Origin of the sequence: Delftia sp. 60 (assembly GCF_002754395.1) — a bacterium.
GTDB classification, from domain to species: domain Bacteria; phylum Pseudomonadota; class Gammaproteobacteria; order Burkholderiales; family Burkholderiaceae_C; genus Comamonas; species Comamonas acidovorans.
On the sequence record NZ_PEFD01000001.1, the window covers coordinates 752501 to 776282 of the forward strand.

Annotated in this window: 21 protein-coding genes and 2 rRNA genes (1 of these 23 only partly in view); 17 read left to right on the forward strand and 6 right to left on the reverse strand. The window is 65.0% G+C overall.

Annotated elements, in window-relative coordinates:
• A 23S ribosomal RNA gene (locus CLV01_RS03425) occupies positions 1 to 1904 on the forward strand (it extends 972 nt beyond the left edge of the window).
• 124 nt (positions 1905 to 2028) lie between these two features.
• A 5S ribosomal RNA gene (rrf, locus tag CLV01_RS03430) occupies positions 2029 to 2141 on the forward strand.
• A gap of 165 nt (positions 2142 to 2306) precedes the next feature.
• On the opposite strand, the gene CLV01_RS03435 is transcribed toward rrf, so the two are convergent.
• Complete coding sequence (locus tag CLV01_RS03435) at positions 2307 to 3074, reverse strand: class II glutamine amidotransferase (protein WP_099735233.1); 768 nt, start codon at positions 3072 to 3074, stop codon at positions 2307 to 2309.
• Positions 3075 to 3212: 138 nt separating this feature from the next.
• On the opposite strand from CLV01_RS03435, the gene CLV01_RS03440 reads away from it, so the two are divergent.
• The gene (locus CLV01_RS03440; RefSeq protein ID WP_257221182.1) at positions 3213 to 3842 is read left to right on the forward strand and encodes a hypothetical protein; all 630 of its coding nucleotides are present in this window, start codon (positions 3213 to 3215) and stop codon (positions 3840 to 3842) included.
• A gap of 63 nt (positions 3843 to 3905) precedes the next feature.
• On the opposite strand, the gene CLV01_RS03445 is transcribed toward CLV01_RS03440, so the two are convergent.
• The 3 genes from CLV01_RS03445 to CLV01_RS03455 form a co-directional block, all read right to left on the reverse strand.
• Positions 3906 to 4094, reverse strand: coding sequence for a 4-oxalocrotonate tautomerase (locus tag CLV01_RS03445; RefSeq protein WP_012202595.1), 189 nt, complete (start codon positions 4092 to 4094; stop codon positions 3906 to 3908).
• Positions 4095 to 4111: 17 nt separating this feature from the next.
• On the reverse strand, positions 4112 to 4366 hold the full coding sequence (locus CLV01_RS03450; protein ID WP_071954002.1) for a cysteine-rich CWC family protein: 255 nt from the start codon (positions 4364 to 4366) through the stop codon (positions 4112 to 4114).
• 80 nt (positions 4367 to 4446) lie between these two features.
• Positions 4447 to 6639 carry a malate synthase G gene (locus CLV01_RS03455; RefSeq protein WP_012202597.1) on the reverse strand — a complete coding sequence of 731 codons (2193 nt, stop codon included), beginning with the start codon at positions 6637 to 6639 and terminating at the stop codon, positions 4447 to 4449.
• A gap of 304 nt (positions 6640 to 6943) precedes the next feature.
• On the opposite strand from CLV01_RS03455, the gene CLV01_RS03460 reads away from it, so the two are divergent.
• The 9 genes from CLV01_RS03460 (at position 6944) to CLV01_RS03500 (ending at position 15551) form a co-directional block, all read left to right on the forward strand.
• Complete coding sequence (locus CLV01_RS03460) at positions 6944 to 7879, forward strand: LysR family transcriptional regulator (RefSeq protein WP_013804758.1); 936 nt, start codon at positions 6944 to 6946, stop codon at positions 7877 to 7879.
• 28 nt (positions 7880 to 7907) lie between these two features.
• Positions 7908 to 8513, forward strand: a complete 606-nt coding sequence (locus CLV01_RS03465; protein ID WP_099735232.1) for a DUF3016 domain-containing protein — start codon at positions 7908 to 7910, stop codon at positions 8511 to 8513.
• 107 nt (positions 8514 to 8620) lie between these two features.
• Positions 8621 to 9067 (forward strand): DUF2214 family protein, encoded by a 447-nt coding sequence (locus tag CLV01_RS03470; protein ID WP_034389505.1) that lies wholly within the window; start codon positions 8621 to 8623, stop codon positions 9065 to 9067.
• Positions 9068 to 9121: 54 nt separating this feature from the next.
• Positions 9122 to 10819 (forward strand): arginine--tRNA ligase, encoded by a 1698-nt coding sequence (gene argS / locus CLV01_RS03475; RefSeq protein ID WP_099734994.1) that lies wholly within the window; start codon positions 9122 to 9124, stop codon positions 10817 to 10819.
• A gap of 20 nt (positions 10820 to 10839) precedes the next feature.
• Complete coding sequence (locus CLV01_RS03480; protein WP_012202602.1) at positions 10840 to 11529, forward strand: SPOR domain-containing protein; 690 nt, start codon at positions 10840 to 10842, stop codon at positions 11527 to 11529.
• Positions 11530 to 11610: 81 nt separating this feature from the next.
• Positions 11611 to 12261: a thiol:disulfide interchange protein DsbA/DsbL gene (locus tag CLV01_RS03485; protein ID WP_013804754.1), complete on the forward strand. Its 651-nt coding sequence runs from the start codon at positions 11611 to 11613 to the stop codon at positions 12259 to 12261.
• A 171-nt stretch (positions 12262 to 12432) separates the two neighbouring features.
• Positions 12433 to 13095: a lipopolysaccharide transport periplasmic protein LptA gene (lptA, locus tag CLV01_RS03490; RefSeq protein ID WP_013804753.1), complete on the forward strand. Its 663-nt coding sequence runs from the start codon at positions 12433 to 12435 to the stop codon at positions 13093 to 13095.
• A complete protein-coding gene (lptB, locus tag CLV01_RS03495) occupies positions 13092 to 13880 on the forward strand; it encodes an LPS export ABC transporter ATP-binding protein (RefSeq protein ID WP_012202605.1) in 789 nt (262 codons plus the stop codon). Before lptA ends, lptB begins: the two co-directional genes overlap by 4 nt.
• Positions 13881 to 13934: 54 nt before the next feature.
• Entirely contained in the window at positions 13935 to 15551 is a 1617-nt protein-coding gene (locus tag CLV01_RS03500) for an RNA polymerase factor sigma-54 (RefSeq protein ID WP_063327622.1), read from the forward strand.
• Between the two features lie 30 nt (positions 15552 to 15581).
• On the opposite strand, the gene rtcR is transcribed toward CLV01_RS03500, so the two are convergent.
• Complete coding sequence (rtcR, locus tag CLV01_RS03505) at positions 15582 to 17189, reverse strand: RNA repair transcriptional activator RtcR (protein ID WP_065347446.1); 1608 nt, start codon at positions 17187 to 17189, stop codon at positions 15582 to 15584.
• A 697-nt stretch (positions 17190 to 17886) separates the two neighbouring features.
• Between rtcR and CLV01_RS03515 the strand changes: the two genes are divergently transcribed.
• The 5 genes from CLV01_RS03515 to rtcA are packed head-to-tail and all read left to right on the forward strand — an operon-like array spanning position 17887 to position 22804.
• A complete protein-coding gene (locus tag CLV01_RS03515) occupies positions 17887 to 19026 on the forward strand; it encodes a slipin family protein (protein ID WP_099734993.1) in 1140 nt (379 codons plus the stop codon).
• A gap of 56 nt (positions 19027 to 19082) precedes the next feature.
• Complete coding sequence (locus CLV01_RS03520; protein WP_099734992.1) at positions 19083 to 19580, forward strand: hypothetical protein; 498 nt, start codon at positions 19083 to 19085, stop codon at positions 19578 to 19580.
• 59 nt (positions 19581 to 19639) lie between these two features.
• Positions 19640 to 20857, forward strand: coding sequence for an RtcB family protein (locus CLV01_RS03525; RefSeq protein ID WP_180288353.1), 1218 nt, complete (start codon positions 19640 to 19642; stop codon positions 20855 to 20857).
• 53 nt (positions 20858 to 20910) lie between these two features.
• Positions 20911 to 21732, forward strand: coding sequence for a nucleotidyltransferase domain-containing protein (locus CLV01_RS03530; protein ID WP_099734991.1), 822 nt, complete (start codon positions 20911 to 20913; stop codon positions 21730 to 21732).
• A 13-nt stretch (positions 21733 to 21745) separates the two neighbouring features.
• Positions 21746 to 22804 (forward strand): RNA 3'-terminal phosphate cyclase, encoded by a 1059-nt coding sequence (rtcA, locus tag CLV01_RS03535; protein WP_099734990.1) that lies wholly within the window; start codon positions 21746 to 21748, stop codon positions 22802 to 22804.
• A 6-nt stretch (positions 22805 to 22810) separates the two neighbouring features.
• Here rtcA and rocF read toward each other — a convergent pair whose 3' ends face one another.
• Positions 22811 to 23776: an arginase gene (gene rocF, locus CLV01_RS03540; RefSeq protein WP_012202613.1), complete on the reverse strand. Its 966-nt coding sequence runs from the start codon at positions 23774 to 23776 to the stop codon at positions 22811 to 22813.
• Between the last annotated feature and the right edge of the window lie 6 nt (positions 23777 to 23782).

Sequence of the window (23782 nt, forward strand, 5' to 3'; positions counted from 1 at the left end):
AACCCAGACCGCCAGCTAAGGTCCCTAAAATTGGCTAAGTGGGAAACGAAGTGGGAAGGCTAAAACAGTCAGGATGTTGGCTTAGAAGCAGCCATCATTTAAAGAAAGCGTAATAGCTCACTGATCGAGTCGTCCTGCGCGGAAGATGTAACGGGGCTAAGCCAGTTACCGAAGCTGCGGATTTGCAATTTATTGCAAGTGGTAGGAGAGCGTTCTGTAAGCCTGTGAAGGTGCCTGGTAACGGGTGCTGGAGGTATCAGAAGTGCGAATGCTGACATGAGTAGCGTTAAAGGGGGTGAAAAGCCCCCTCGCCGTAAGCGCAAGGTTTCCTACGCAACGTTCATCGGCGTAGGGTGAGTCGGCCCCTAAGGCGAGGCAGAGATGCGTAGCTGATGGGAAACAGGTCAATATTCCTGTACCGATGTGTAGTGCGATGTGGGGACGGAGAAGGTTAGCTCAGCCAACTGTTGGATATGTTGGTTCAAGCCTGTAGTCGTGCCTGGTAGGCAAATCCGCCGGGCTTAGATGAGGGGTGATAACGAGTCTGCTTGCAGACGAAGTGAGTGATACCCTGCTTCCAGGAAAAGCCACTAAGCTTCAGCTACACACGACCGTACCGCAAACCGACACTGGTGCGCGAGATGAGTATTCTAAGGCGCTTGAGAGAACTCTGGAGAAGGAACTCGGCAAATTGATACCGTAACTTCGGGAGAAGGTATGCCGCAAGTAGGTGAACTTGAACAAAGGGAGCCCAAAGCGGTTGCAAAAAATCGGTGGCTGCGACTGTTTAATAAAAACACAGCACTCTGCAAACACGAAAGTGGACGTATAGGGTGTGACGCCTGCCCGGTGCTGGAAGATTAAATGATGGGGTGCAAGCTCTTGATTGAAGTCCCAGTAAACGGCGGCCGTAACTATAACGGTCCTAAGGTAGCGAAATTCCTTGTCGGGTAAGTTCCGACCTGCACGAATGGCGTAACGATGGCCACACTGTCTCCTCCAGAGACTCAGCGAAGTTGAAATGTTTGTGATGATGCAATCTCCCCGCGGAAAGACGGAAAGACCCCATGAACCTTTACTGTAGCTTTGTATTGGATTTTGAACGGATCTGTGTAGGATAGGTGGGAGGCTTTGAAGTGAGGACGCTAGTTCTCATGGAGCCGACGTTGAAATACCACCCTGGTGCGTTTGAGGTTCTAACCCAGGTCCCTTATCGGGATCGGGGACAGTGCATGGTAGGCAGTTTGACTGGGGCGGTCTCCTCCCAAAGCGTAACGGAGGAGTTCGAAGGTACGCTAGTTACGGTCGGACATCGTGACGATAGTGCAATGGCATAAGCGTGCTTAACTGCGAGACTGACAAGTCGAGCAGATGCGAAAGCAGGACATAGTGATCCGGTGGTTCTGTATGGAAGGGCCATCGCTCAACGGATAAAAGGTACTCTGGGGATAACAGGCTGATACCGCCCAAGAGTTCATATCGACGGCGGTGTTTGGCACCTCGATGTCGGCTCATCTCATCCTGGGGCTGTAGTCGGTCCCAAGGGTATGGCTGTTCGCCATTTAAAGAGGTACGTGAGCTGGGTTTAAAACGTCGTGAGACAGTTTGGTCCCTATCTTCCGTGGGCGCTGCAGATTTGAGGAAGCCTGCTCCTAGTACGAGAGGACCGGAGTGGACACACCTCTGGTGTATCGGTTGTCACGCCAGTGGCATTGCCGAGTAGCTAAGTGTGGAAGAGATAACCGCTGAAAGCATCTAAGCGGGAAACTCGTTTCAAGATGAGATCTGCCGGGGCCTTGAGCCCCCTAAAGAGTCGTTCAAGACCAGGACGTTGATAGGTCAGGTGTGGAAGCGCAGTAATGCGTTAAGCTAACTGATACTAATTGCTCGTGAGGCTTGACCCTATAACTTTGATGACGTGATCGTCAAGGTGGTTATGCCAAGTAAGGCGCAGTCAAAATACAAAGCTGATTACAGACTCTATGAATTCGTTGTGTTGCTCCGTGAGCAGCATGACAACAAGTTATGCCTGATGACCATAGCAAGTTGGTACCACTCCTTCCCATCCCGAACAGGACAGTGAAACGACTTTGCGCCGATGATAGTGCGGGTTCCCGTGTGAAAGTAGGTCATCGTCAGGCTCTTACAGCCCAAGAAACCCCGTAGCCCAAAGCTACGGGGTTTTTTGCATTGGGCTGCAGGAAACGGGGAAACAGGCTGAACATCCAAAACGAACATCCAAAACGGACATCCCAAAAAAGAGAGCGCTGACGCGCTCTCTTTTTTCATCCTGAATGCGCAATGCTTCAGAGCGGCAGGCATTCACCCTGTACAAAGACCTTGAGTTCGCCCGACTGGATCGATGTCCAGGTTTCATTCTTGGTCAACGGCGCTGTGACGATGATGGCCACACGGTCCTGTGGTGTGGTCTCTCGGGCGAAGTCCACGGTCAGGTCCTCATCCGACAGATGGGCCTGGGCAAAGGGGTGGCGACGCTCGATGTAGCACAGGTGTGTGGTGGCATGGGCCCACAGCGCTTCGCCGTTGGACAGCAGGAAGTTGAAGGTGCCGTGCGGCGAGATGCGCTTGGCCAGTTCGCGCAGCGTGTGCGTGAGTTCCTGGACGCTGGGCAGGCCGGCATGGGACTTCCAGAGCTCCTGAAGAATCCAGCAGAAGGCCTGCTCGCTGTCGGTGTTGCCTACCGGATGGAAGTGGGCATGCAGTTTGGGAGCGAAGCCCTTGAGATCCCCGTTGTGGGCAAAGACCCAGTTGCGGCCCCACAGTTCACGCACGAAGGGGTGGCAGTTCTGCAGGCTTACCGCGCCCTGCGTGGCCTTGCGGATGTGGGCGATGACGTTGCGGCTCTTGATCGGGTACTCGCGTATCAGCTTGGCGATGGGCGAGTCGATGGCGCGCTCGTAGCCGACGAAGTGGCGCAGGCCCTTGTCCTCGAAGAAGGCGATGCCCCAGCCGTCCGTATGGTCGCCGGTATTGCCCGCTCGCTGGGTGAACCCCGAAAAGCTGAAGCGCACGTCGGTGGGCGTGTTGCAGTTCATTCCAAGCAGCTGGCACATGGCGGTATCGTTGTTTGCGTAGTTCAAGCCATAGCCTAACGCCTGGCGCGGCAGCTGCAAGCACAATGCGGGGCAACGGCAAAAAAACGGAACACACCCATGCCCATCCTCTGTCTGCATACGGCGCACAGCAACGCCGTGATCTTCGAGCAGGCGGCTGCCGAACTGGGCTGGCCGGCCCCCTCAATCGTTCATCAGGTGCATGAGGAACTGCTGTTGGAGGCGGAGGCTGCAGGTGGCATGAATGCGTCGCTTCGGCAGAAAACGGCAGGGCAGCTTGATGCGCTGGCAGACCATGCCGATATCGATGCCGTGCTGCTGACCTGCTCGACCCTGGGCCCGGCCGTGGCGGATTGCCGCAGTGGCAAGGTCTGGCGTGCCGATGGCATGCTGGCCCGCAAGGTGGCCGCTGCCTTGCAAAGTGACCCCGAATCGCGTATTGCACTGCTGTGCGCCGCTCCCACGACGTACGAAGCCACGCGCAATCTGTTCATGGGAGAACTGCAGCAAGGCAACGCAGATCAACGCATGCAGCTGCAATGTGTTGAAGGGGCGTGGGCTCTTTTTCGCAGTGGTGATGTCGCCGGCTATGTGGCGTGCATGGCCGATGCGGCTGTTCAGGCCCATGCTGCCGGTGCTACCCAGGTGGCCCTGACCCAGGTGTCCATGGACGGCGTTGCCAGGCACTGGAAGCCAGATGCCTCCATGCCTGTGCCCTGGACGGTGGCTGGGAGTGCACTGCAGGCACTCATGGAAATACGGGATTAAAGACCAGGTTTCATGAAAAAAGGCAGCCAAAGCTGCCTTTTGCATGCACTGAGCGAAAAGTCCTCAGCTGCGTTCGGACCAGAGCTTGCCGCCCGTGGCCCAGTTTTCGCGCTTGATGTCGGTGATCAGGATGTCCACCGATTCGGGCGAGCCACCGAGGACTTCAACGGAGACGCGCGTGATCTCTTCGACCAGCTTGCGCTTTTGTTCAACGGTGCGGCCTTCCATCATTTCGACGTGGTACGTGGGCATGTCAATCTCCTCAGGGATCAAGTTCTAGGGGGTTGGGTCGGCGACATCATATCGGCCGACGCGGGCGGTCGAGGCTTGTCGGTGCCAAGCGCGCAGGCGGGGCACAGGCAGGCCTTGTTGCGCAGGGGCTCCGGAATGCGGGCCAGTGCATCGGGTGCCACTGGCGTGTCCATGCACCAGCAACTCAGCGGATCAACGCCCGCAAGAATGGCGCATTGATTGCTGCGGCCGCACAGCGGACACAGGCTGGCATCGGAGGGAGGGGCACTCATCGTGGTTCTGAGTGTAGATCCATGAAAAAAGCACCTCAGGCAAGCCTGGGTGCTTTTGCAGCCTTGGGCGCCGCCAGATGTCAGGCGGCTGCCTTGACCTTCAGGCGCCAGGCATGCAGCAGGGGCTCGGTGTAGCCACTGGGTTGCTCCTTGCCCTTGAAGACCAGGTCACAGGCGGCCTGGTAGGCCATCGAGGTGTCGAAGTGGCCGGCCATGGGCTTGTACAGCGCATCGCCCGCGTTCTGCTGGTCGACCACGGCGGCCATGCGCTCGAAGGTCTCGCGCACCTGGGCCTCGGTCACGATGCCGTGCTGCAGCCAGTTGGCGATGTGCTGGCTGGAGATGCGCAGCGTGGCACGGTCTTCCATCAGGCCCACGTTGTGGATGTCGGGCACCTTGGAGCAGCCCACGCCCTGGTCCACCCAGCGCACCACATAGCCGAGGATGCCCTGGACGTTGTTGTCCAGCTCCTGCTGCTTTTCAGCCGCGCTCCACTTGTCTTCCTTGACCACGGGCACCTGCAGCAGGTCGGCCAGGATGGTGGCGCGCTCGGCGTCGGCATTGGTCTGCTCCAGCTGCTTTTGCACTTCGGCCACGTTGACCTGGTGGTAGTGCAGGGCGTGCAGCGTGGCGGCCGTGGGCGAGGGCACCCAGGCAGTATTGGCGCCTGCCTTGGGGTGGCCGATCTTTTGCTCCAGCATGGCCTTCATCAGGTCGGGCATGGCCCACATGCCCTTGCCGATCTGCGCCTTGCCGCGCAGGCCCAGGCCCAGGCCCACGAGCACGTTGCTGCGCTCATAGGCGGCCAGCCAGGCGCTGCCCTTCATGTCGGCCTTGCGGACCATGGGGCCGGCATACATGGCGGTGTGCATTTCGTCGCCCGTGCGGTCCAGGAAGCCGGTGTTGATGAAGGCCACGCGCGATGCGGCGGCGGCAATGCAGGCCTTGAGGTTGACGCTGGTGCGGCGCTCCTCGTCCATGATGCCCAGCTTGACGGTGTTCTCGGGCAGGCCCAGGACCTTTTCCACGCGGCCGAACAGCTCGCTGGCGAAGGCGGCTTCCGCGGGGCCGTGCATCTTGGGCTTGACGATGTAGACGCTGCCCGTGCGCGAGTTGCGGATGCCGTTGGCGCCCAGACCCTTGATGTCGTGGACGGCGATGGCCGTGGTGACCATGGCGTCCAGGATGCCCTCGGGAATTTCCTTGCCGTTGCCCCAGAGGATGGCCGGGTTGGTCATCAGGTGGCCGACATTGCGCACGAACATCAGCGAACGGCCATGCAGCTTGACGGGCTTGCCATCGGCGCCCGTGTACTCGCGGTCGGCGTTCAGGCCGCGCGTCATGCTCTTGCCGCCCTTGTCGAAGGTTTCGGTCAGCGTGCCCTTGAGGATGCCCAGCCAGTTGGCATAGCCGACCACCTTGTCCTCGGCATCCACGGCGGCCACGGAGTCTTCCAGGTCCAGGATGGTGGACAGGGCGGCTTCGACCACCACGTCGGCCACGCCGGCGGCATCGGTCTGGCCGATGGCCGTGGTCTTGTCGATGCGGATGTCGATGTGCAGGCCGTTGTTGAGCAGCAGCACGGAAGAGGGCGCTGCGGCATCACCCTGGTAGCCGACGAACTGGGCGGTGTTCTTCAGGCCCGTGGTGCCGCCGCTCTTGAGCGCGACGACCAGCTGGCCAGCTTCCACGCGATAGCCGGCGGCATCCTTGTGCGAGCCCGATGCCAGCGGGGCTGCCTGGTCCAGGAAATCACGTGCGAAGGCGATCACCTTGGCGCCGCGCACGGGGTTGTAGCCCTTGCCCTTTTCCGCGCCACCGTCTTCGCCGATGGCGTCCGTGCCGTACAGCGCGTCATACAGCGAACCCCAGCGCGCGTTGGCGGCGTTCAGCGCATAGCGGGCGTTGAGAATGGGCACGACCAGCTGGGGGCCGGCCTGGATGGCCAGTTCCGCATCCACATTGGTGGTGGTGGCCTTGGCATCCTTGGGCTGCTCGACCAGATAGCCGATCTGCGTCAGGAATTGCTGGTAGCCGGCCATGTCGGTGATGGGGCCGGGATGGGCCTTGTGCCAGGTGTCCAGCTCGGTCTGCAGGCGGTCACGCTCGGCCAGCAGGGCGGCATTGCGAGGAGCCAGATCGTTGACGATCGCGTCGAAGCCTTTCCAGAACGCCTCGGGAGCGACACCGGTGCCCGGGAGCACTTGTTCATTGATGAAACGGTGCAGCTCTGTAGCGACCTGCAGGCTGTGGGCTTGGGTGCGATCGGTCATGGTGGGAACCCCGGGTTGGATGGATGGAAAGGCTTGGCAGACCCTTTTCGGGCCTGACTATAAGGAATACTTTATTAGATTTATTTGCGTACATAAATAGACCATAAATCTTAAAACTCGTGACTTTTACGCAAAAATGTGGGAAGGTTATGCGCGCGCCAGAACCGGCCGGCTTTGGCGCGCAGCCCTATGCATGGTGCACATGGAGGACAGCCAGTGCCCACTATGCAAAAAGGCGAGTCACAGGAGACGGGTGTGCGGTCGCATGCCCCACAAGAACACGGAAAAGAAACGGACAGCGGTCATGGACAAGCTCAAGGCATTCGAGTCATTCGTATCGGTGGCAACGCGCGGCAGCCTCACGGCGGCGGCCAAGGCGGAAGGCGTGGCGCCGGCCATCATGGGGCGGCGCCTCGATGCCCTGGAAGAGCACCTGGGCGTCAAGCTCATGGTGCGCACCACGCGGCGCATCTCCCTCACGCATGAGGGCAGCGCCTTTCTTGAGGATTGCCAGCGCCTGCTGTCCGATGTGTCCAACGCCGAGGCCAGTGTCAGCGCGGGCGGGGTCAAGGCCACGGGCCACCTGCGCATCACGGCGCCGGCGGGCTTTGGCAGGCGGCACGTGGCGCCCCTGGTGCCGCTCTTTCGGGACCTGCACCCGGATGTGACGATTTCCCTGAACCTCAGCGACCGCGTGGTCGATCTGGCCGGCGAAGGCTTTGACTGCGCGGTGCGCGTGGGCGATCTGCCCGACTCGGCCCTGGTCAGCGTGCGCATTGCCGACAACCGGCGCCAGTGCGTGGCCACGCCGGCCTATCTGGAGCGCCGAGGCACGCCGCGCCACCCCAGCGAGTTGACCCAGCACGACTGCCTGACGCTGTCCAGCGACGCCTCGCAGACGCGTGGCTGGGCCTTCCGCATCCCCCATCCCGACAGCGGCACCAGCGAGGTCGTGCACTTCAAGCCGGGCGGCCCGCTGGACTGCTCCGACGGCCAGGTACTGCACGACTGGTGCCTGGGCGGCTGGGGCATTGCCTGGCGCAGCACCTGGGAGGTCGAGGCCGAGATCACCTCGGGCCGCCTGGTGGCCGTGCTCGAAACATTCGCGGCGCCGCCCAATGGCATTTTTGTCGTCTTTCCCCAGCGCAAGCACATGCCGCTGCGTGTGCGGCTGTGGATCGACTATCTCAAGCACCACTACGAGCAGCCGGATTTCTGGCGGCGTACCCACGCGGCCTGAGCGGGCCGCCCAGCAAGGAGGAATGAGCATGGCAGTGTCGATAGCGACGAAAGCGGTATCCGCAACGCAGGGCGCGGCCCCAGGACGGCGGCGCTGGATGCGCATGGCGCTGGGAGCCGCCTGCCTGGGCATGGTGGCAGGCTGCGCCGTCCAGGGGCCGGGGCAGGGCCGGCCGGACGGGATGCGGCAGGGCGCGGTGCCTGCCGGCATCGTGAGCGTGACCTTTGACGATCCTTCGCGGTTCGACGCCGGGCGCAACGGACCCCAGGAGACCGAGAAGGCGCGCCGCGCCTGGGTCGATGCGCTGGCCCAGTTTCTGGCCGAGCGTGCCGCGCCCAGGCTGCCCCAGGGCCAGCGGCTTGAAGTTCACCTCACCGATGTGCAGCGCGCAGGCGGCTTCGAGCCCTGGCGCGGGCCCCAGGCTGCCGATGTGCGCATCGTGCGCGACATCTACCCACCGCGCATCGACCTGCGCTTCAAGCTGCTGGGAGCCGATGGAAAGTTGCTGCGAGAAGGCAGCCGCCAGCTGCGCGACGCCAGCTTCATGATGCGCCCGGACCTGTATCCCAACGATCCCCTGCGCTACGAAAAGACGCTGCTGGACGACTGGGTGCGCGCGGAACTGGGGCGCTGACCGGACCGCAGTGGTCTACCGATTGCCTCGGACATCACGATGGCAGTCCCCGTTTCTGGCGTAATGGACACTTGGCCCAAGAGGCCCAATTTCTATACGGATTCCCCATGACGATAGAAGCCATCCTGGCCAGCCTCCACCTGCTGGCCATCCTCACCTTCGTGGTGTTCCTGTCCAGCCAGGCGGCGCTGTGCCGCAGCGAGTGGATGAGCGCCGCCGTGGTGCAGCGCCTGGCGCGGCTGGACATGATCTATGGCCTTGCCGTGGTCTTCCTGGTGCTCACCGGCATCGCCCGTCTGGTGTGGGGCGTCAAGGGCATGTCCTGGTACGTCTCGCAGCCACTGTTTCATCTGAAGATGACTTTGTTTGTCGTCGGCGCGCTGCTGTCGATCAAGCCCACGCTGGCCTTCCGGCGCTGGCGCCGCGCGCTGGATGCCGGCCAGGGCCTGCCCCAGCCGGCCGAGGTCGCCAGTACGCGCCGCTGGGTGATGTGGCAGGCCCATGTGGTGCCCGTGATCGCCGTCGTCGCGGTGTTCTGGGCGCGGGGCATGTAGGCTCCGTTTTCCTGTCCGGCGGCATGGGGTGGGCCTGCCACGTAGAATCCGCCGATGCTCTCCGTCAAACAGGAACTGCTCGCGGCTCTGGCCGGCGAGCTTGAAACTTTGTCGCCCGGCGCCGGTGCCCGTGCCGCTTTTGAATCCCCCAAGGTGGCTGCGCATGGCGATTTCGCCTGCACGGCCGCCATGCAGCTGGCCAAGCCGCTCAAGCTCAACCCGCGTGCGCTGGGCGAGCAGCTCAAGGCTGCGCTGGAGGCCACGCCGTCCTTCCAGCGTTGGGTCGATGCCATCGAGATCGCCGGCCCCGGCTTTCTGAACATCCGCCTCAAGCCCGCCGCCAAGCAGCAAATCATCCGCGAAGTGCTGGAGCAGGCCGAGAAGTTCGGCTGGCTGGCCGACCGTGGCGCAAAGATGCTGGTCGAGTTCGTCTCCGCCAACCCCACCGGCCCGCTGCACGTGGGCCATGGCCGCCAGGCCGCGCTGGGCGATGCCATCTGCAACCTCTATGCCACCCAGGGCTGGGGCGTGCACCGCGAGTTCTACTACAACGATGCGGGCGTGCAGATCGACACGCTGACCAAGAGCACGCAGCTGCGTGCCAAGGGCTTCAAGCCCGGTGACGAATGCTGGCCCATCGATCCCGAGAATCCGGCAAGCAAGGCCTTCTACAACGGCTCCTACATCCAGGACATCGCCGACGACTTCCTGGCCCGCAAGACCGTCAAGGCCGATGACCGCGAATTCACGGCCAACGGCGATGTCGAGGACTACGACAACATCCGCCAGTTCGCCGTCGCCTATCTGCGCAACGAGCAGGACAAGGACCTGCAGGCCTTCAACCTGCACTTTGACGAGTACTACCTCGAATCCAGCCTCTACACCAACGGCTATGTCGAGGACGCGGTGCAGCGCCTGATCGCGGGCGGACATACCTACGAACTCGACGGCGCGCTCTGGCTCAAGTCCACCGACTACGGTGACGACAAGGACCGCGTGATGCGCAAGCAGGACGGCAACTACACGTACTTCGTGCCCGATGTCGCCTACCACATCCAAAAATTCAAGCGCGGCTACTCCAAGGTCGTCAACATCCAGGGCACGGACCACCACGGCACCATCGCGCGCGTGCGCGCCGGCCTGCAGGCCGCCGACGTGGGCATCCCTGCCGGCTATCCCGACTATGTGCTGCACACCATGGTGCGCGTGGTGCGCGGCGGCGAGGAAGTCAAGATCAGCAAGCGCGCCGGCTCCTACGTCACGCTGCGCGACCTGATCGAATGGACCAGCAAGGACGCGGTGCGTTTCTTCCTGCTGTCCCGCAAGCCCGACACCGAGTACACCTTCGACGTGGACCTGGCCGTGGCCCAGAACAACGACAACCCCGTGTACTACGTGCAGTACGCCCATGCGCGCATCTGCTCGGTGCTGGCCGCCTGGGGGGGTGACGCGGCCACGCTCAAGGACGTGGACCTGTCGGCGCTGGAAGGCCCGCAGGCCCAGGCGCTGATGCTGCAGCTGGCCAAGTACCCGGCCATGCTGACCTCGGCCGCAGAAGGCAATGCGCCGCACGACGTGACGTTCTACCTGCGCGAACTGGCCTCGCTGTACCACAGCTACTACGACGCGGAACGCATCCTGGTGGACGACGAAAAGGTCAAGCTCGCCCGCCTGGCGCTGATCTCGGCCACGCGCCAGGTATTGCACAATGGCCTGGCAGTGCTGGGCGTCTCGGCCCCGCAACGCATGTAACTTCGAGCGACAAGCGATCTATGAAGACACAGCAACGTGGGGGCACCGTCATCGGTCTCATCATCGGCATGATCGTCGGGCTGGCAGCAGCCCTGGCCGTCGCCGTCTATGTGACCAAGGTGCCCGTGCCCTTTCTCTCCAAGGGCGGCAAGACGGCCGACCAGGACGCGGCCGAGGCCCAGCGCAACAAGAACTGGGACCCCAATGCGCCGCTGCAGGGCAAGAACCCGGCGCCGCCACCACCGGCCGCCGTCACGCCCAGCCTCCCCGGCAGCACCGCACCAACCGCCCCCACCCCGCCCGCCGTGGCAGGAGGCGTGACTCCGCCACCCGCGCCCGTGGACCCGGCCAAGCCGCCCGCCAAGCCCGAAACCAAGGCCGATGGCAAGAGCTCGGCCGATCCGCTGGGTGACCTGGTCAAGTCGCGCTCCGCCGCCGCCGAGAAGGCGGAAAAGGCAGAAAAGGCCGACGCCGCCTTCAACTACTTCGTGCAGGCCGGCGCCTTCCGCAGCCAGGGCGATGCCGATGCGCAGCGCGCCAAGCTGGCCATGCTGGGGTGGGAGGCGCGCGTGAGCGAGCGCGAGCAAAACGGCATCACCATCTTCCGCGTGCGTGTGGGTCCGTTCACCAAGCGCGACGATGCCGAGCAGCTCAAGCAAAAGCTCGATGGCGCCGGGGTCGAGTCCACGCTGGTGCGCGCCGCACGCTGAAAGCGCGTTGCGACAAGAGCGCTGAACTTTTGGCGGGCCCCTGCCTCCTAACCTGCAGCATTGAACGAGGAGTTTGTTTTGATGAATCGCCGCGACTTTTCCCTGGCTGCCTCGGCAGCCGCTGCCAGCGCACTGACGCTGGGCACTTCCGCCGCCCAGGCCCAGGCCGCAGCGCCCAAGGAGGGCAAGGACTACATCAAGCTGGCCAAGCCCGCACCCACCAGCGCCGGCGCCGGCAAGGTCGAGGTGGTCGAGTTCTTCTGGTACAGCTGCCCGCACTGCAATGCGTTCGAGCCCACCTTTGCCGCCTGGAAGAACCAGGCACCGGCCGACGTGGTCGTGCACCGCGTGCCCGTGGCCTTCAACGCCAGCTTCGTGCCCCAGCAAAAGCTCTACTACGCCTTCGAAGGCATGAACCTGCTGGACACCATGCATGCGCGCGCCTTCCACGCCATCCATGTGGAACGCAACCGCCTGGCCAAGGACGACGAGATCTTCGCCTGGGTCGGCAAGCAGGGCGTGGACGTGGCCAAGTTCAAGGAGGTCTACAACTCCTTCAGCGTCTCCAACCAGGTTCGCAAGGCCACCCAGCTGCAGCAGGACTATGACGTGGAAGGCGTGCCGGCCATGGGTGTGGCGGGCCGTTACTACACCGACGGCACCAAGGCCGGCAACATGACCAATGTGCTGCGCGTGGTCGATCAGCTGATCGCCACCAGCCGCAAGGGCTGAGGCCCGGGCCTCGGCCCAGCCAAGCCGCGACAGGCCCGCCATTGCGCGGGCCTGTCGCTTTTGGAAACCTCTTTTTGTGCCTTTGTGTCAGCGCTTTCCGTGCGCGTTGAAAGACGCCAGGAACGGTTGCGCGCGACACCCCCTACAATGGATGCAAGAAGCGTGCCCTCCATGAAACAACGACTTTCCTCCCTCCTGCTCGCCGCCGCCCTGGCGGCTTTCGCCGGTATGGCCCAGGCCGAAAAGGCCGACAGCACCAAGCCCATGAACATCGAGGCTGATGCGCTGCGCCATGACGAACTCAAGCAGACCAGCGTCTTCACCGGCAACGTGGTGATGACCAAGGGCACCATCGTGCTGCGCGGCGCCCAGCTCGATGTGCGGCAAGACCCTGAAGGCTTTCAGTACGGCGTGGTGACGGCCGAGGCGGGCAAGCGTGCCTTCTTCCGCCAAAAGCGCGATACCGTGCCGGGCCAGCCCGAGGAGTTCGTGGAAGGCGAGGGCGAGGTCATCGAATACGACGGCAAGGCCGACCTCGTGAAGTTCATTCGCCGCGGCGAACTGCGCCGCTATCGCGGCGGCCAGCTCAGCGACGAGATCACCGGCTCCATCATCGTCTACAACAACCTCACCGACGTGTTCACCGTTGACGGGCAAAAGACCAGCGGTGGCCAGCCCAGCTCCACGGCCGGCCAGGGCGGGCGCGTGCGCGCCGTGCTGGCGCCCAAGGAAGGCACGCCGGGCTCGCAGCCGCGCGCCCCCGCAGCGGGCACGCCGGGCACGTCCCTGCAGCCCAGCAACAGCCTGGACAGCCTCGGCGGTACCAAGCGATGAGCGGGCAAGCCGCAGCCCCGGCTGCCACTGCACGCGCCGACCAGGGCAGCAGCCTGCAGGCACGCCATCTGGCCAAGTCCTACGGCAGCCGCAAGGTGGTCAAGGACGTGTCGCTGTCCGTGAAAAAGGGCGAGGTCGTGGGCCTGCTGGGACCCAACGGCGCGGGCAAGACCACTTCGTTCTACATGATCGTGGGCCTGGTGCGCAGCGACGGCGGCGACATCTTCATCGACGGCCAGGCCGTGGGCAACATGCCCATCCACCAGCGCTCGCGCCTGGGCCTGTCCTACCTGCCGCAAGAGGCATCGATCTTCCGCAAGCTCAGCGTCGAGGACAACGTGCGCGCCGTGCTGGAGCTGCAAAGGGACGAGCAGGGCCGGCCGCTGGCGCGCAGCGTCATCGAGGAGCGCCTGACGGCGCTGCTGCAGGAATTGCGCGTGGACCATCTGCGCGCATCGCCTGCGCTCGCGCTGTCGGGCGGCGAACGCCGCCGCGTCGAGATCGCGCGCGCCCTGGCCACGCAGCCGCGCTTCATCCTGCTGGACGAGCCCTTTGCCGGCATCGACCCCATCGCCGTGATCGAGATCCAGCGCATCATCGGCTTTCTCAAGGCGCGCGGCATCGGCGTGCTGATCACCGACCACAACGTGCGCGAGACGCTGGGCATCTGCGACCATGCCTTCATCATCAGCGACGGCCACGTGCTCGCCCAGGGCACACCCGAGGAGATCGTGGACAACGCCGAAGTGCGGCGTGTCTACCTCGGCGAACACTTCCGGATGTAGCGCCATGCCCTGCCTGGCCCGTCTGCGAGACTGTCTGCGCGAAGGAGCTGCCGCTTGAAGCCCGGTCTGTCGCTGCGCGTCTCCCAGCATCTTTCGCTCACTCCCCAGCTGCAGCAGTCGATACAGCTGCTGCAGCTGTCCACGCTGGAGCTGGCGCAGGAAGTGGAGCAGATGCTGGGCGACAACCCCTTCCTGGAGCTGGCGAACGAGGAGGGCGATCACGATGCGGCCGCTGGCACCCGCGAGCCTGCCGCGCCCGGCGCCGAGGCCACGGAGTCCTTCCAGGAAAGCCGCGCAGACCAGCCTTCGGCGACGGTGGAGTGGGAGCCCTCGTCGGACGCACCCTCCGGCGATGCCGTAGAGACTTCCGGTACGGCCGAGTCCCTGAGCTGGGAAGGCGACGGCCAGACCAACTCGGGCAACGATGACCGCGACTGGGGCAGCGATGCGCCCTCCAGCCGCACGCGCGGGCAGGGCGAGGAAGACGAGGCCGATGCCACTGAACTGGCTCGCAGCGCCGAAAGCCTGACCGACCACCTGCACCGCCAGGCCCTGAGCCTGCGCCTGGGCGAGGTGGACCGCGCCGCACTGCGCTTTCTGATCGAGAACCTCAACGACGACGGCTACCTGGAAGACCCGCTAGACGAGCTGGCACAGGGCCTGGCGGGCGACGATCTGGAGGAGTGCGAGGAACTGGTGCACCGCTTCACCGTGGCGCTACGCCTGCTGCAAAGCCTGGAGCCCGTGGGCGTGGGCGCGCGCGACCTGGCCGAATGCCTGACGCTGCAACTGCGCGACCAGCTGGCCGATGCCGAGCGCGAAGGCAACGGCAGTGCCGAGGACGAAGACCGCCAGGCCGTGCTGCGCACCGCGCTGGACATCTGCGCCCAGCCCATGGACCTGCTGGCGCGGCGCGACCTGCGCAAGCTCGCCAGCCTGTGCGGTGCGCGCGAGGAGCGGCTGCGCGAGGCGCTGGTGCTGATCACCCGGCTGGAGCCACGCCCGGGCCGGCGCTTTGCCGACGTTCAGCGCCAGATCGTCGTGCCCGACGTCATCGTGCGCCCCGTGCGCAGCGGCGCGGGCCGCATGGACTTCAGCGTGCAGCTCAACCCCGACGTCATGCCCAAGCTGCGCGTGCACGACATCTATGCCAGCGCGCTGCGCAGCCACAGGGGCAGCGAAGGCCATGCAGCGCTGCAGCAGCGGCTGCAGGAGGCGCGCTGGTTCATCAAGAACATCCAGCAGCGCTTCGACACCATCCTGCGCGTGTCGCAGGCCATCGTGGAGCGCCAGAAGAATTTCTTCGTGCATGGCGAGCTGGCCATGCGCCCGCTGGTGCTGCGCGACATTGCCGATGCGCTGGGCCTGCATGAATCCACCATCAGCCGCGTGACCACGGCCAAGTACATGGCCACGCCGCAGGGCACCTACGAGCTCAAGTACTTCTTCGGCTCGGGCCTGGGCACCGAGGCCGGTGGCAATGCCTCCAGCACGGCCGTGCGCGCGCTGATCAAGCAGTTCGTCGCGGCCGAAGACCCCAAGAAGCCGCTGTCGGACAACCAGCTCGCCGACATGCTCAAGGAGCAGGGCATCGAATGCGCGCGGCGCACGGTGGCCAAGTACCGCGAGCTGCTCAAGATCCCGCCGACCACGCTGCGCAAGGCGCTGTAGCCCAGGCGCGCAAACTCGCCATCGTGGTGTCTATGGCGTTCGGCCGGCCACGGCATCCCACTTCAAGCCGAATTTCAGCAGGTACTTGCGCAGGCGGTCGGCATCGTTGACCACGCTGCGCTGGGTGCGTGACTGGTCGAACAGGCGGCGCCCCGCATCGGACAGCGAAGGCGACTCCCGGCACACGCGCAGCACCGCTTCGAGCTGCATGCGGTCGAACAGATCCAGCGGCTCCAGCACTTCGGCAGACAGCAGGCTTTGCAGGCTGGCGCCGGCCGGTTGCACGGCATCGCCTCGTTGCCACAGCCACTTCAGGCGCTGTATCTCGGCATCGACCAGGGCCGTGGAGATGCGCCCCCCGTCGGCCAGCGTGGCCAGGCGCGTCATGCTGGCCGACAGGTCGCGGAAGTTGCCGCTCCACAGCGCCTCGGGCGAGCGCGCAAAGCGCAGATAGCGCTCGCGGGCTTCCACGTTGAAGCGCACCATCTGGCCGGTCTCGTCGGCCGAGCGCGCGAGCAGGTGGTCCATGTTGGGTTCTATGTCCTCGGGGCGCCCGGCCAGGCCCGGCAGCGCGTAGGACCACAGGTTGATGCGCGCGAACAGATCCTCGCGAAAGCGCCCCTGCGCCACGTCGATGCGCAGGTCGCGGTGCGTGCCGGCGACCAGCTGGAAGTCGCTGCTGACCTCGCGGTCGCTGCCCATGGGATAGAAGCGCTTTTCCTCCACCGCCTTGAGCAGCATGGCTTGTTCGTCCAGGCCCAGCTCGCCGATTTCGTCCAGGAACAGCACGCCCTGGTGCGCGCTGCGCAGCAGGCCGGCGCGGTCGGCCGCAGCGCCCGTGAACGCGCCCTTCTTGTGGCCGAACAGCACCGAGGCCGCACCATCACCGCGCAGCGTGGCGCAATTGACCTCCACGAAATCGCCCTGCACCTGGTGCCTGGCCTTCTTCAACTCGTACATGCGCCGCGCCAGATGCGACTTGCCCGCACCCGTGGGACCCGTGAGCAGGATGGGCGCGCGCGAGCGCACGGCCACGCGCTCGATCTCGTCGATCAGCGCGTTGAACCCGGCATTGCGCGTGGCGATGCCGCTCTTGAGAAATTGCACGGCCTCGCTCTGCTCGGCGCCGAAGCGCTGGGCGATCACGTCGTAGCGCGACAGGTCCAGGTCGATCAGCGCATAGCTGCCCGGGTCGCCCATGCGCTGGCGCCGGGGTGGCGAGGTCTGGGCCAGCACGCCGGGAATGCGGCGCGACTCCACCAGCAGGAACAGGCAGATCTGTGCCACGTGCGTGCCCGTGGTGATGTGCGTCCAGTACTCCTCGCGCTCGGGGTCGAAGCGATAGGCCTGCGTCCAGTCGAACAGCCGCGCATAGACCTCGCCGAAATCCCAGGGATCGGCAATGTCCATGGGCACGAGGTTCACCTGGGTCTCGGGCGATGCCGTGGCGATGTCGCCCTGCAGCAGCTGCGCCAGGGCCAGATGGGGCGGCGTGTATAGCAGCTCCAGCCGCTCCACCACCAGATCCTCATGCTGCATGAGGGAGAGGGTCGGCCGCCATTTTTCCCAGCGCCCCGCGCCCCTGCCGGAGTCCAGCTGCGTACCCAGAAAGCCGATGACGACCTTTTTCTTTTCCATTTTTCTATCTAGTTGAATAGCTGAAATTCTAGTTTCTTTGGATTAAAGAAGAAGTCAAGAAAAGTGTGATTTGATATTTATTCAAATAAATCAATGGGTTGAAGAATTGTTTGGCGCCTGAGGCCAGGCTGGCACGCATCTCGCAATAACCAAGGCATCCAGTGCAGGCGGTGACCGCTCACAGGCCGGGGTTGGGGCAAAGGCCCGCCCCGCCGGTGCCGGAAGTCCGGGCCCCCAGGGGCTTGTCGATTTCCCGCATGCCGCACGCCGCAGGCGCTGGGTAACGGCAAGGTTGTGGAAACCGTCCCGCAAGGGACGCCTGGTTCGACTCCAGGCTTGCCAGCCACTGGTAGCTCAGTCTGGTAGAGCACCCTCGCAAGAGGACTGTCGCAGGTTCGATTCCTGTCCACTCTTCCGGCCGCAAGGCCGGGCTATTGAAACGGTCGAAAGACCACCCGCCGAACGCGGGAGGTGGCCACCGGGTTGCGATGCAGCCCAAGGCCGCCACCCGTCAGCGGCGGCGGCTGTGCCAGGTCCCGGCACGGTCCGCGCCCGCAGCCAGCCACGCTGCAACCTGTTTCCAGGGTTGCCGCCACGGCGCACTGCAAGGCCCGGGCCGTGCCCCCTGGAACCCCGCCGCTGCTGTAACGGCACCCCTATTGATTGCGGCGAAGACGCCGAACGAGGAGAAGAAGAAATGCTGAAGATCCAACGCATCACCATCAAGAAGAACGAACGCGCCCTGCTGCTGCGCAATGGCGATTTCGAGCGCGTGCTGCACAGCGGCCGGCACTGGCTGTTTGCCGGCACCGACCAGCTGCGCGTGGAAACCTTTGCCCTGGAGCAGCCCGCCTTCACGCACGGCCTGGCCGACTACCTGATGGCCCAGGAGCCCGCCGTGGTGGCCGCCGAATTCCTGCGCGTGGAACTGTCCGAGACCGAGGCGGGCCTGCGCAGCGAAAACGGCGTGCTGGTCGAGATCCTGCCGCCCGGCACGCGCCGCCTGTACTGGAAGGGACTGGTGGATGTGAGCGTGCAGGTGGTCGACCTGCAGGCCGGCGCCGAGCTGCCCGCCGCCCTGGCGGCGCGCCTGACCCAGACGCAGCTGCGCCAGCGCAGCGTGTCCGGCCTCAACGGCGTGCTGCAGGTGCAGGTGCCCGCAGGCCAGTGCGCGCTGCTGACCATCGACGGAAAGGTGGACCGCCTGCTGCAGGCCGGCAGCCATGCGTTCTGGAAGTTCGGCCGCAGCATTGCCGTGGAGCTGGTGGACCTGCGCCTGCAGGCCGTCGAGGTCTCGGGCCAGGACATCATGACCCGCGACAAGGTGAGCCTGCGCCTGAACCTGAGCGCCGCCTATCGCCACACCGACGTTCTGCGCGCCTTTGCCCAGCTGCAAAAGCCCGCCGAGCACCTGTACCGCGAACTGCAGTTCGCCCTGCGCGCCGCCGTGGGCACCCGCACGCTCGATGAGCTGCTGGAGAACAAGACGGTGATCGATGACGTGGTGACCGCGCACATGGCGGCCAAGCTGCAGCCCTTCGGCATGGTGGTGGAGAGCGTGGGCGTGAAGGACATCGTGCTGCCCGGCGAGATGAAGGCCATCCTGACCCAGGTGGTGCAGGCCGAAAAGCAGGCCCAGGCCAACGTGATCCGCCGCCGCGAGGAAACGGCGGCCACGCGCTCGCTGCTCAACACCGCCAAGGTCATGGAGGACAACCCCGTGGCCCTGCGCATGAAGGAGCTGGAGACGCTGGAGCGTGTGGCCGAGCGCATCGACAAGATCTCCGTGTTCGGCGGGCTGGATCAGGTGCTCAACGGGCTGGTGAAGATGCGTTGACCGGCAGGCTGGTCGGGACACAACGGACAACGAAGAAACAAAAGAGAGGTACGGCCATGGCCGCATTCGAAGAACTATGGAGCTATGAGGTGGGCAAGGCGGGCTGGGCGACGTTGAAGTTCAGCACGCCCGAGGAGGAACTGGTGTGTGCCGTGTCCTACCTGCATGATTCGCTGGGTGATCTGGCCGCCATGGCGCTGGCCTTGGCCAAGGGCGCGCACCGCGCTGCCGCCGTGTTCATGGACGAGCCCGGCGAAGTGCACCTGAGCATGGAGGGTGACCGCGACACCCTTTCATACGAGCTGCGGCAGTACGCGGACTGGGCCAGCTGGGGCATCACCGCCATGGATGACTATGAAGTGCTGGCCCGTGGGCAGGTGGCCCGCGAGGACGTGGTGCGCAGCGTGTACCGCGTGCTGGACGGTATTTATTGCGGCATGGGTGTAGATGAATACAGAAAGCGCTGGCTGGAGCATGAATTCCCGCTGCGGGACTATCAAAGCCTGGGCAGCGCCATCCGCAAGCGGGACCTGTCTCGCCTGATGCGTGGATGAGCCGCGCGGCAGCAAGACCTAAACAAGACGAACAGACAAGAAGACTGAAGGACAACGCAATGAACTACCTGCAACACAACGTGGAAAACGGCGTCCCCATCAAGATGTGGACCAAGGGCGTGCCCGTGGAGGACGAGGCGCGCAGGCAGCTGGAGAACGCCGCGCGCCTGCCCGTGGTGTTCAAGCATGTCGCGGCCATGCCCGATGTGCACCTGGGCATAGGCGCCACCGTGGGCTCGGTGATCCCGACCATCAAGGCCATCATCCCGGCGGCCGTGGGCGTGGACATTGGCTGCGGAATGATGGCGGCCAAGACCACGCTGCGCGCCGAGGACCTGCCCGACAACCTGGGCCCGCTGCGCTCGGCCATAGAGCAGGCCGTGCCGCATGGCTCGGTGCCGCGCCACCGGGGCCGCGATCCCGGCAGCTGGGAGAACCCGCCTGTGTCGGTGGACCAGGTCTGGGCCACGCTGGCCGATGAGTTCGACCTGCTGTGCGAGCTGCATCCGCGCCTGGCCAACACCAACAACCGCAAGCACCTGGGAACGCTGGGCAGCGGCAACCACTTCATCGAGATCTGCCTGGACGAGGCGGGCTTCGTGTGGTTCATGCTGCACTCGGGCTCGCGCGGCGTGGGCAATGCCATCGGCACCCATTTCATCGAGCTGGCCAAGAAGGACGCAGAACTCCATCAGCGCAACCTGCCCGACAAGGACCTGGCCTACTTCGAGGAAGGGGCCCGCTACTTTGGCGACTATGTGCGCGGCGTGTCCTGGGCGCAGAAGTTCGCCATGCGCAACCGCGAGGTGATGATGGCCAACCTCATTGCCACGGTGCGCAAGGTGATCGCCAAGCCCTTCGAGTCGCATGTGGAGGCGGTGAACTGCCACCACAACTATGTGCAGCAGGAGCGCCATTTCGGGCAAGACGTGTTCATCACCCGCAAGGGCGCGGTGAGCGCGCGGCGCGGCGAGCTGGGCATCATCCCGGGCAGCATGGGCGCGCGCAGCTATATCGTGCGCGGCCTGGGCAACCCGGAGAGCTTCGAGAGCTGCAGCCACGGTGCGGGCCGCGTGATGAGCCGTACCAAGGCGAAGAAGATGTTCAGCGTGGAGGACCACATCAAGGCCACCGAGGGCGTGGAATGCCGCAAGGATGCCAATGTGGTGGACGAGATTCCCATGGCCTACAAGGACATCGATGCGGTCATGGCCGCGCAGCAGGATCTGGTCGAGGTGGTGCACACCCTGAAGCAAGTGGTGTGCGTGAAAGGGTGAGTGGATGAGGGCCCCGGGCTCTCATCCTCCAGAACAGAAAGCAGGATGAGAGCATGAGGGAAGAGAAGGTATTGAGCGCGCATCCGGTCTCCGATGCCATGCGCGCCACGGTGCTGGCCAACCTGGCCGAGGTGGAGCGCAGGCACGAGGTCACGGTGCTGTTTGCCTGCGAGTCGGGCAGCCGCGGCTGGGGCTTTGCCTCGCCCGACAGCGACTACGACGTGCGCTTCATCTACGTCCACCGCCTGCCCTGGTATCTGACCGTGGCGCCGGGCCGCGATGTCATAGAGCAGCCGCTCAGCGGCGAGCTCGATGTCAGCGGCTGGGAGCTGCGCAAGGCGCTGGGGCTGCTGCGCGCCTCCAACCCCACGCTGCTCGAATGGCTGCGCTCGCCCGTGGTCTACCGGCAGGAGCAGCCCTGGGCCGAGCGCCTGCATCTGCTGGCCGAGCAGGGCTTTTCGCCGGTGCGCGGCTACCACCACTACGTGGCCATGGCGCGCAAGAACCTGCGCGCCCACCTGCAGGGTGATGTGGTGCGCTACAAGAAGTACTTCTACGTGCTGCGCCCCTTGCTGGCCGCGCGCTGGATACGCGATGGGCGCGGTGCACCGCCCATGCGCTTTGCGCAGCTGGCGGCGGGCACGCTGGAGGATGCAGGCCTGCTGGCCGAGCTCAACGAGCTGCTGGAGCTCAAGATGCGCCTGGGCGAGGCCGCCAAGGGGCCGCGCCGGGTGCGGGTCCATGATTTCCTGGAGCGCGAGCTGGCCCATGCCATGGCCCATGCGCCCGATCCGGGGGAGCAGGCCGATGCGGCGCCGCTGGACCGCTATCTGCGGGATGCCGTGGCGCGCTTTGGCGGCAATTGGCGGCAATGAATGAAAGAGAAAAATGAAAGTGATCGAGATCGACGGCTCCGCCGGGGAGGGCGGAGGCCAGATGCTGCGCAGCGCGCTGGCGCTGTCCATGTGCACGGGTCAGCCCTTTGCCATGCAGCGCATCCGTGCCGGGCGCGCCAAGCCGGGCCTGATGCGCCAGCACCTGGCCTGCGTCAATGCCGCCGCCGAAATCTGCGGCGCGCAGATGCAGGGCGCCGAGATGAATTCGCAGGCGCTGCAATTTGCGCCGGGGCCGGTGCGTGCGGGCGAGTACCGCTTCGTGATCGCCTCGGCGGGCAGTTGCACCCTGCTGCTGCAGACGCTGTGGCCCGCGCTGATGCTGGCCGATGGCGAAAGCCGCCTGACCCTGGGCGGCGGCACCCACAACCCGGCCGCGCCACCCTTCCATTTCCTGGAGCGCAGCTATGCGCCGCTGCTGCACAGGCTGGGCGCGCGCTGCGAACTGCGGCTGCGCCGGCTGGGCTTTTATCCGGCCGGTGGCGGCGAGATGGACGTGACGATCACACCGGCAACCAACGGGCTTGTGCCTTTCGATATGACCGAACGCGGCGCCCCCGTGGCCAGCCATGCCGAATGCTTTGCGCCCGCGCTGCCACGCGCGGTGGCCCAGCGCGAACTGGACCATCTGGGCCAGGCCCTGGGCTGGTCTGGCGAGCAGCTGCAGGTGGCTGCCGTGCGCCAGAACGAGGGGCCGGGCAACGCGCTGCTGGCCACGCTGGCCTATGAGCACCTGAGCGAAGTGTTCACGCAGTTCGGCATGAAGGGCGTCAGCGCCGAAAAGGTGGCGCATGACCTGGCGCGCGAGGTGCGCCGCCACCAGGGCAGCCGGGCCGCGCTGGGCCCGTACCTGGCCGACCAATGGGCCCTGCCGCTGGCGCTGGCCGTCTGGCGCAGCGGGCGCGGCGCCAGCTACACCTGCACGGAACTGACGCCGCATGCGCGCAGCAATTTCGAGGTGATCGAGCGCTTTGTGCCTGTGCGCTTTGTGCCCGTGCGCCTTACCACGGACGCAACGGGCGACGGCTGGCGTGTTTCGCTCTCGCCAGCCTGAGCGGCCTCAGCGATCGGCCCGTACCAGCGTGCTCTTGCCGAACAGGCTCTCCAGCAGGTCCACCACCAGTTCTGCCGTCTGGTTGCGCACATCCAGCGCGGGATTGAGCTCCACCAGATCCATCGAGCCCAGGCGTCCGGTGTCGGCCAGCATCTCCATGCACAGCTGAGCCTCGCGGTAGCTGGGGCCGCCGCGCACGGGGGTGCCGGTGCCGGGCGCGATGTCGGGATCAAGGTAGTCCACGTCGAAGCTCAGGTGCAGGTGGGTGTCGCTGCCTTCCAGGTCTTCCAGCGCGCGGCGCATGACCTCGCGCATGCCCAGCTCGTCGATGGCGCGCATGTCATAGACCTCCACGCCCAGCGAATGCAGCAGGCGCTTTTCCTGGTCATCCACGCTGCGCAGGCCGATCTGGCACAGCGAGGCGGCTGCCAGCGCCGGATCGCCGCCCTGGGACAGCGCGGTGAGCGCCGCGGGCCCCAGGCCGCACAGGCTGGCCACGGGCATGCCGTGCAGGTTGCCGCTGGGCGAGATATCGGGCGTGTTGCAGTCGGCGTGGGCGTCCAGCCAGATCACGCGCAGCGCGCGGCCCCGTCGGCGGCAGTGGGCGGCCACGGCACTGATCGAGCCCATGGCCAGGCTGTGGTCGCCGCCCAGCATCAGCGGCAGCTCGCCGTCGTCCAGCGCCTGGCCCACGGCCTGGTGCACGGCGTCCATCCAGGCGCGGGCCGGTGCGAGGTGGCGTAGCCCCTGCTCGGGCGGTGTCTGCGGATTGGGCGGGCCTGCCAGATTGCCGATGTCGCTCACCTGGCAGCCCAGTTGGCGCAGCGCCGGGCCCAGGCCGGCCACGCGCAGTGCGTCGGGCCCCATGGCGCTGCCCAGGCGGCTGGCACCGATGTCGGTGGGCACGCCTATGAGTCTCAGGGCGCGTGCGGTCTGCGGGGTCGTATGGGTGTTCATGCTCATGGGACCCATGGTATG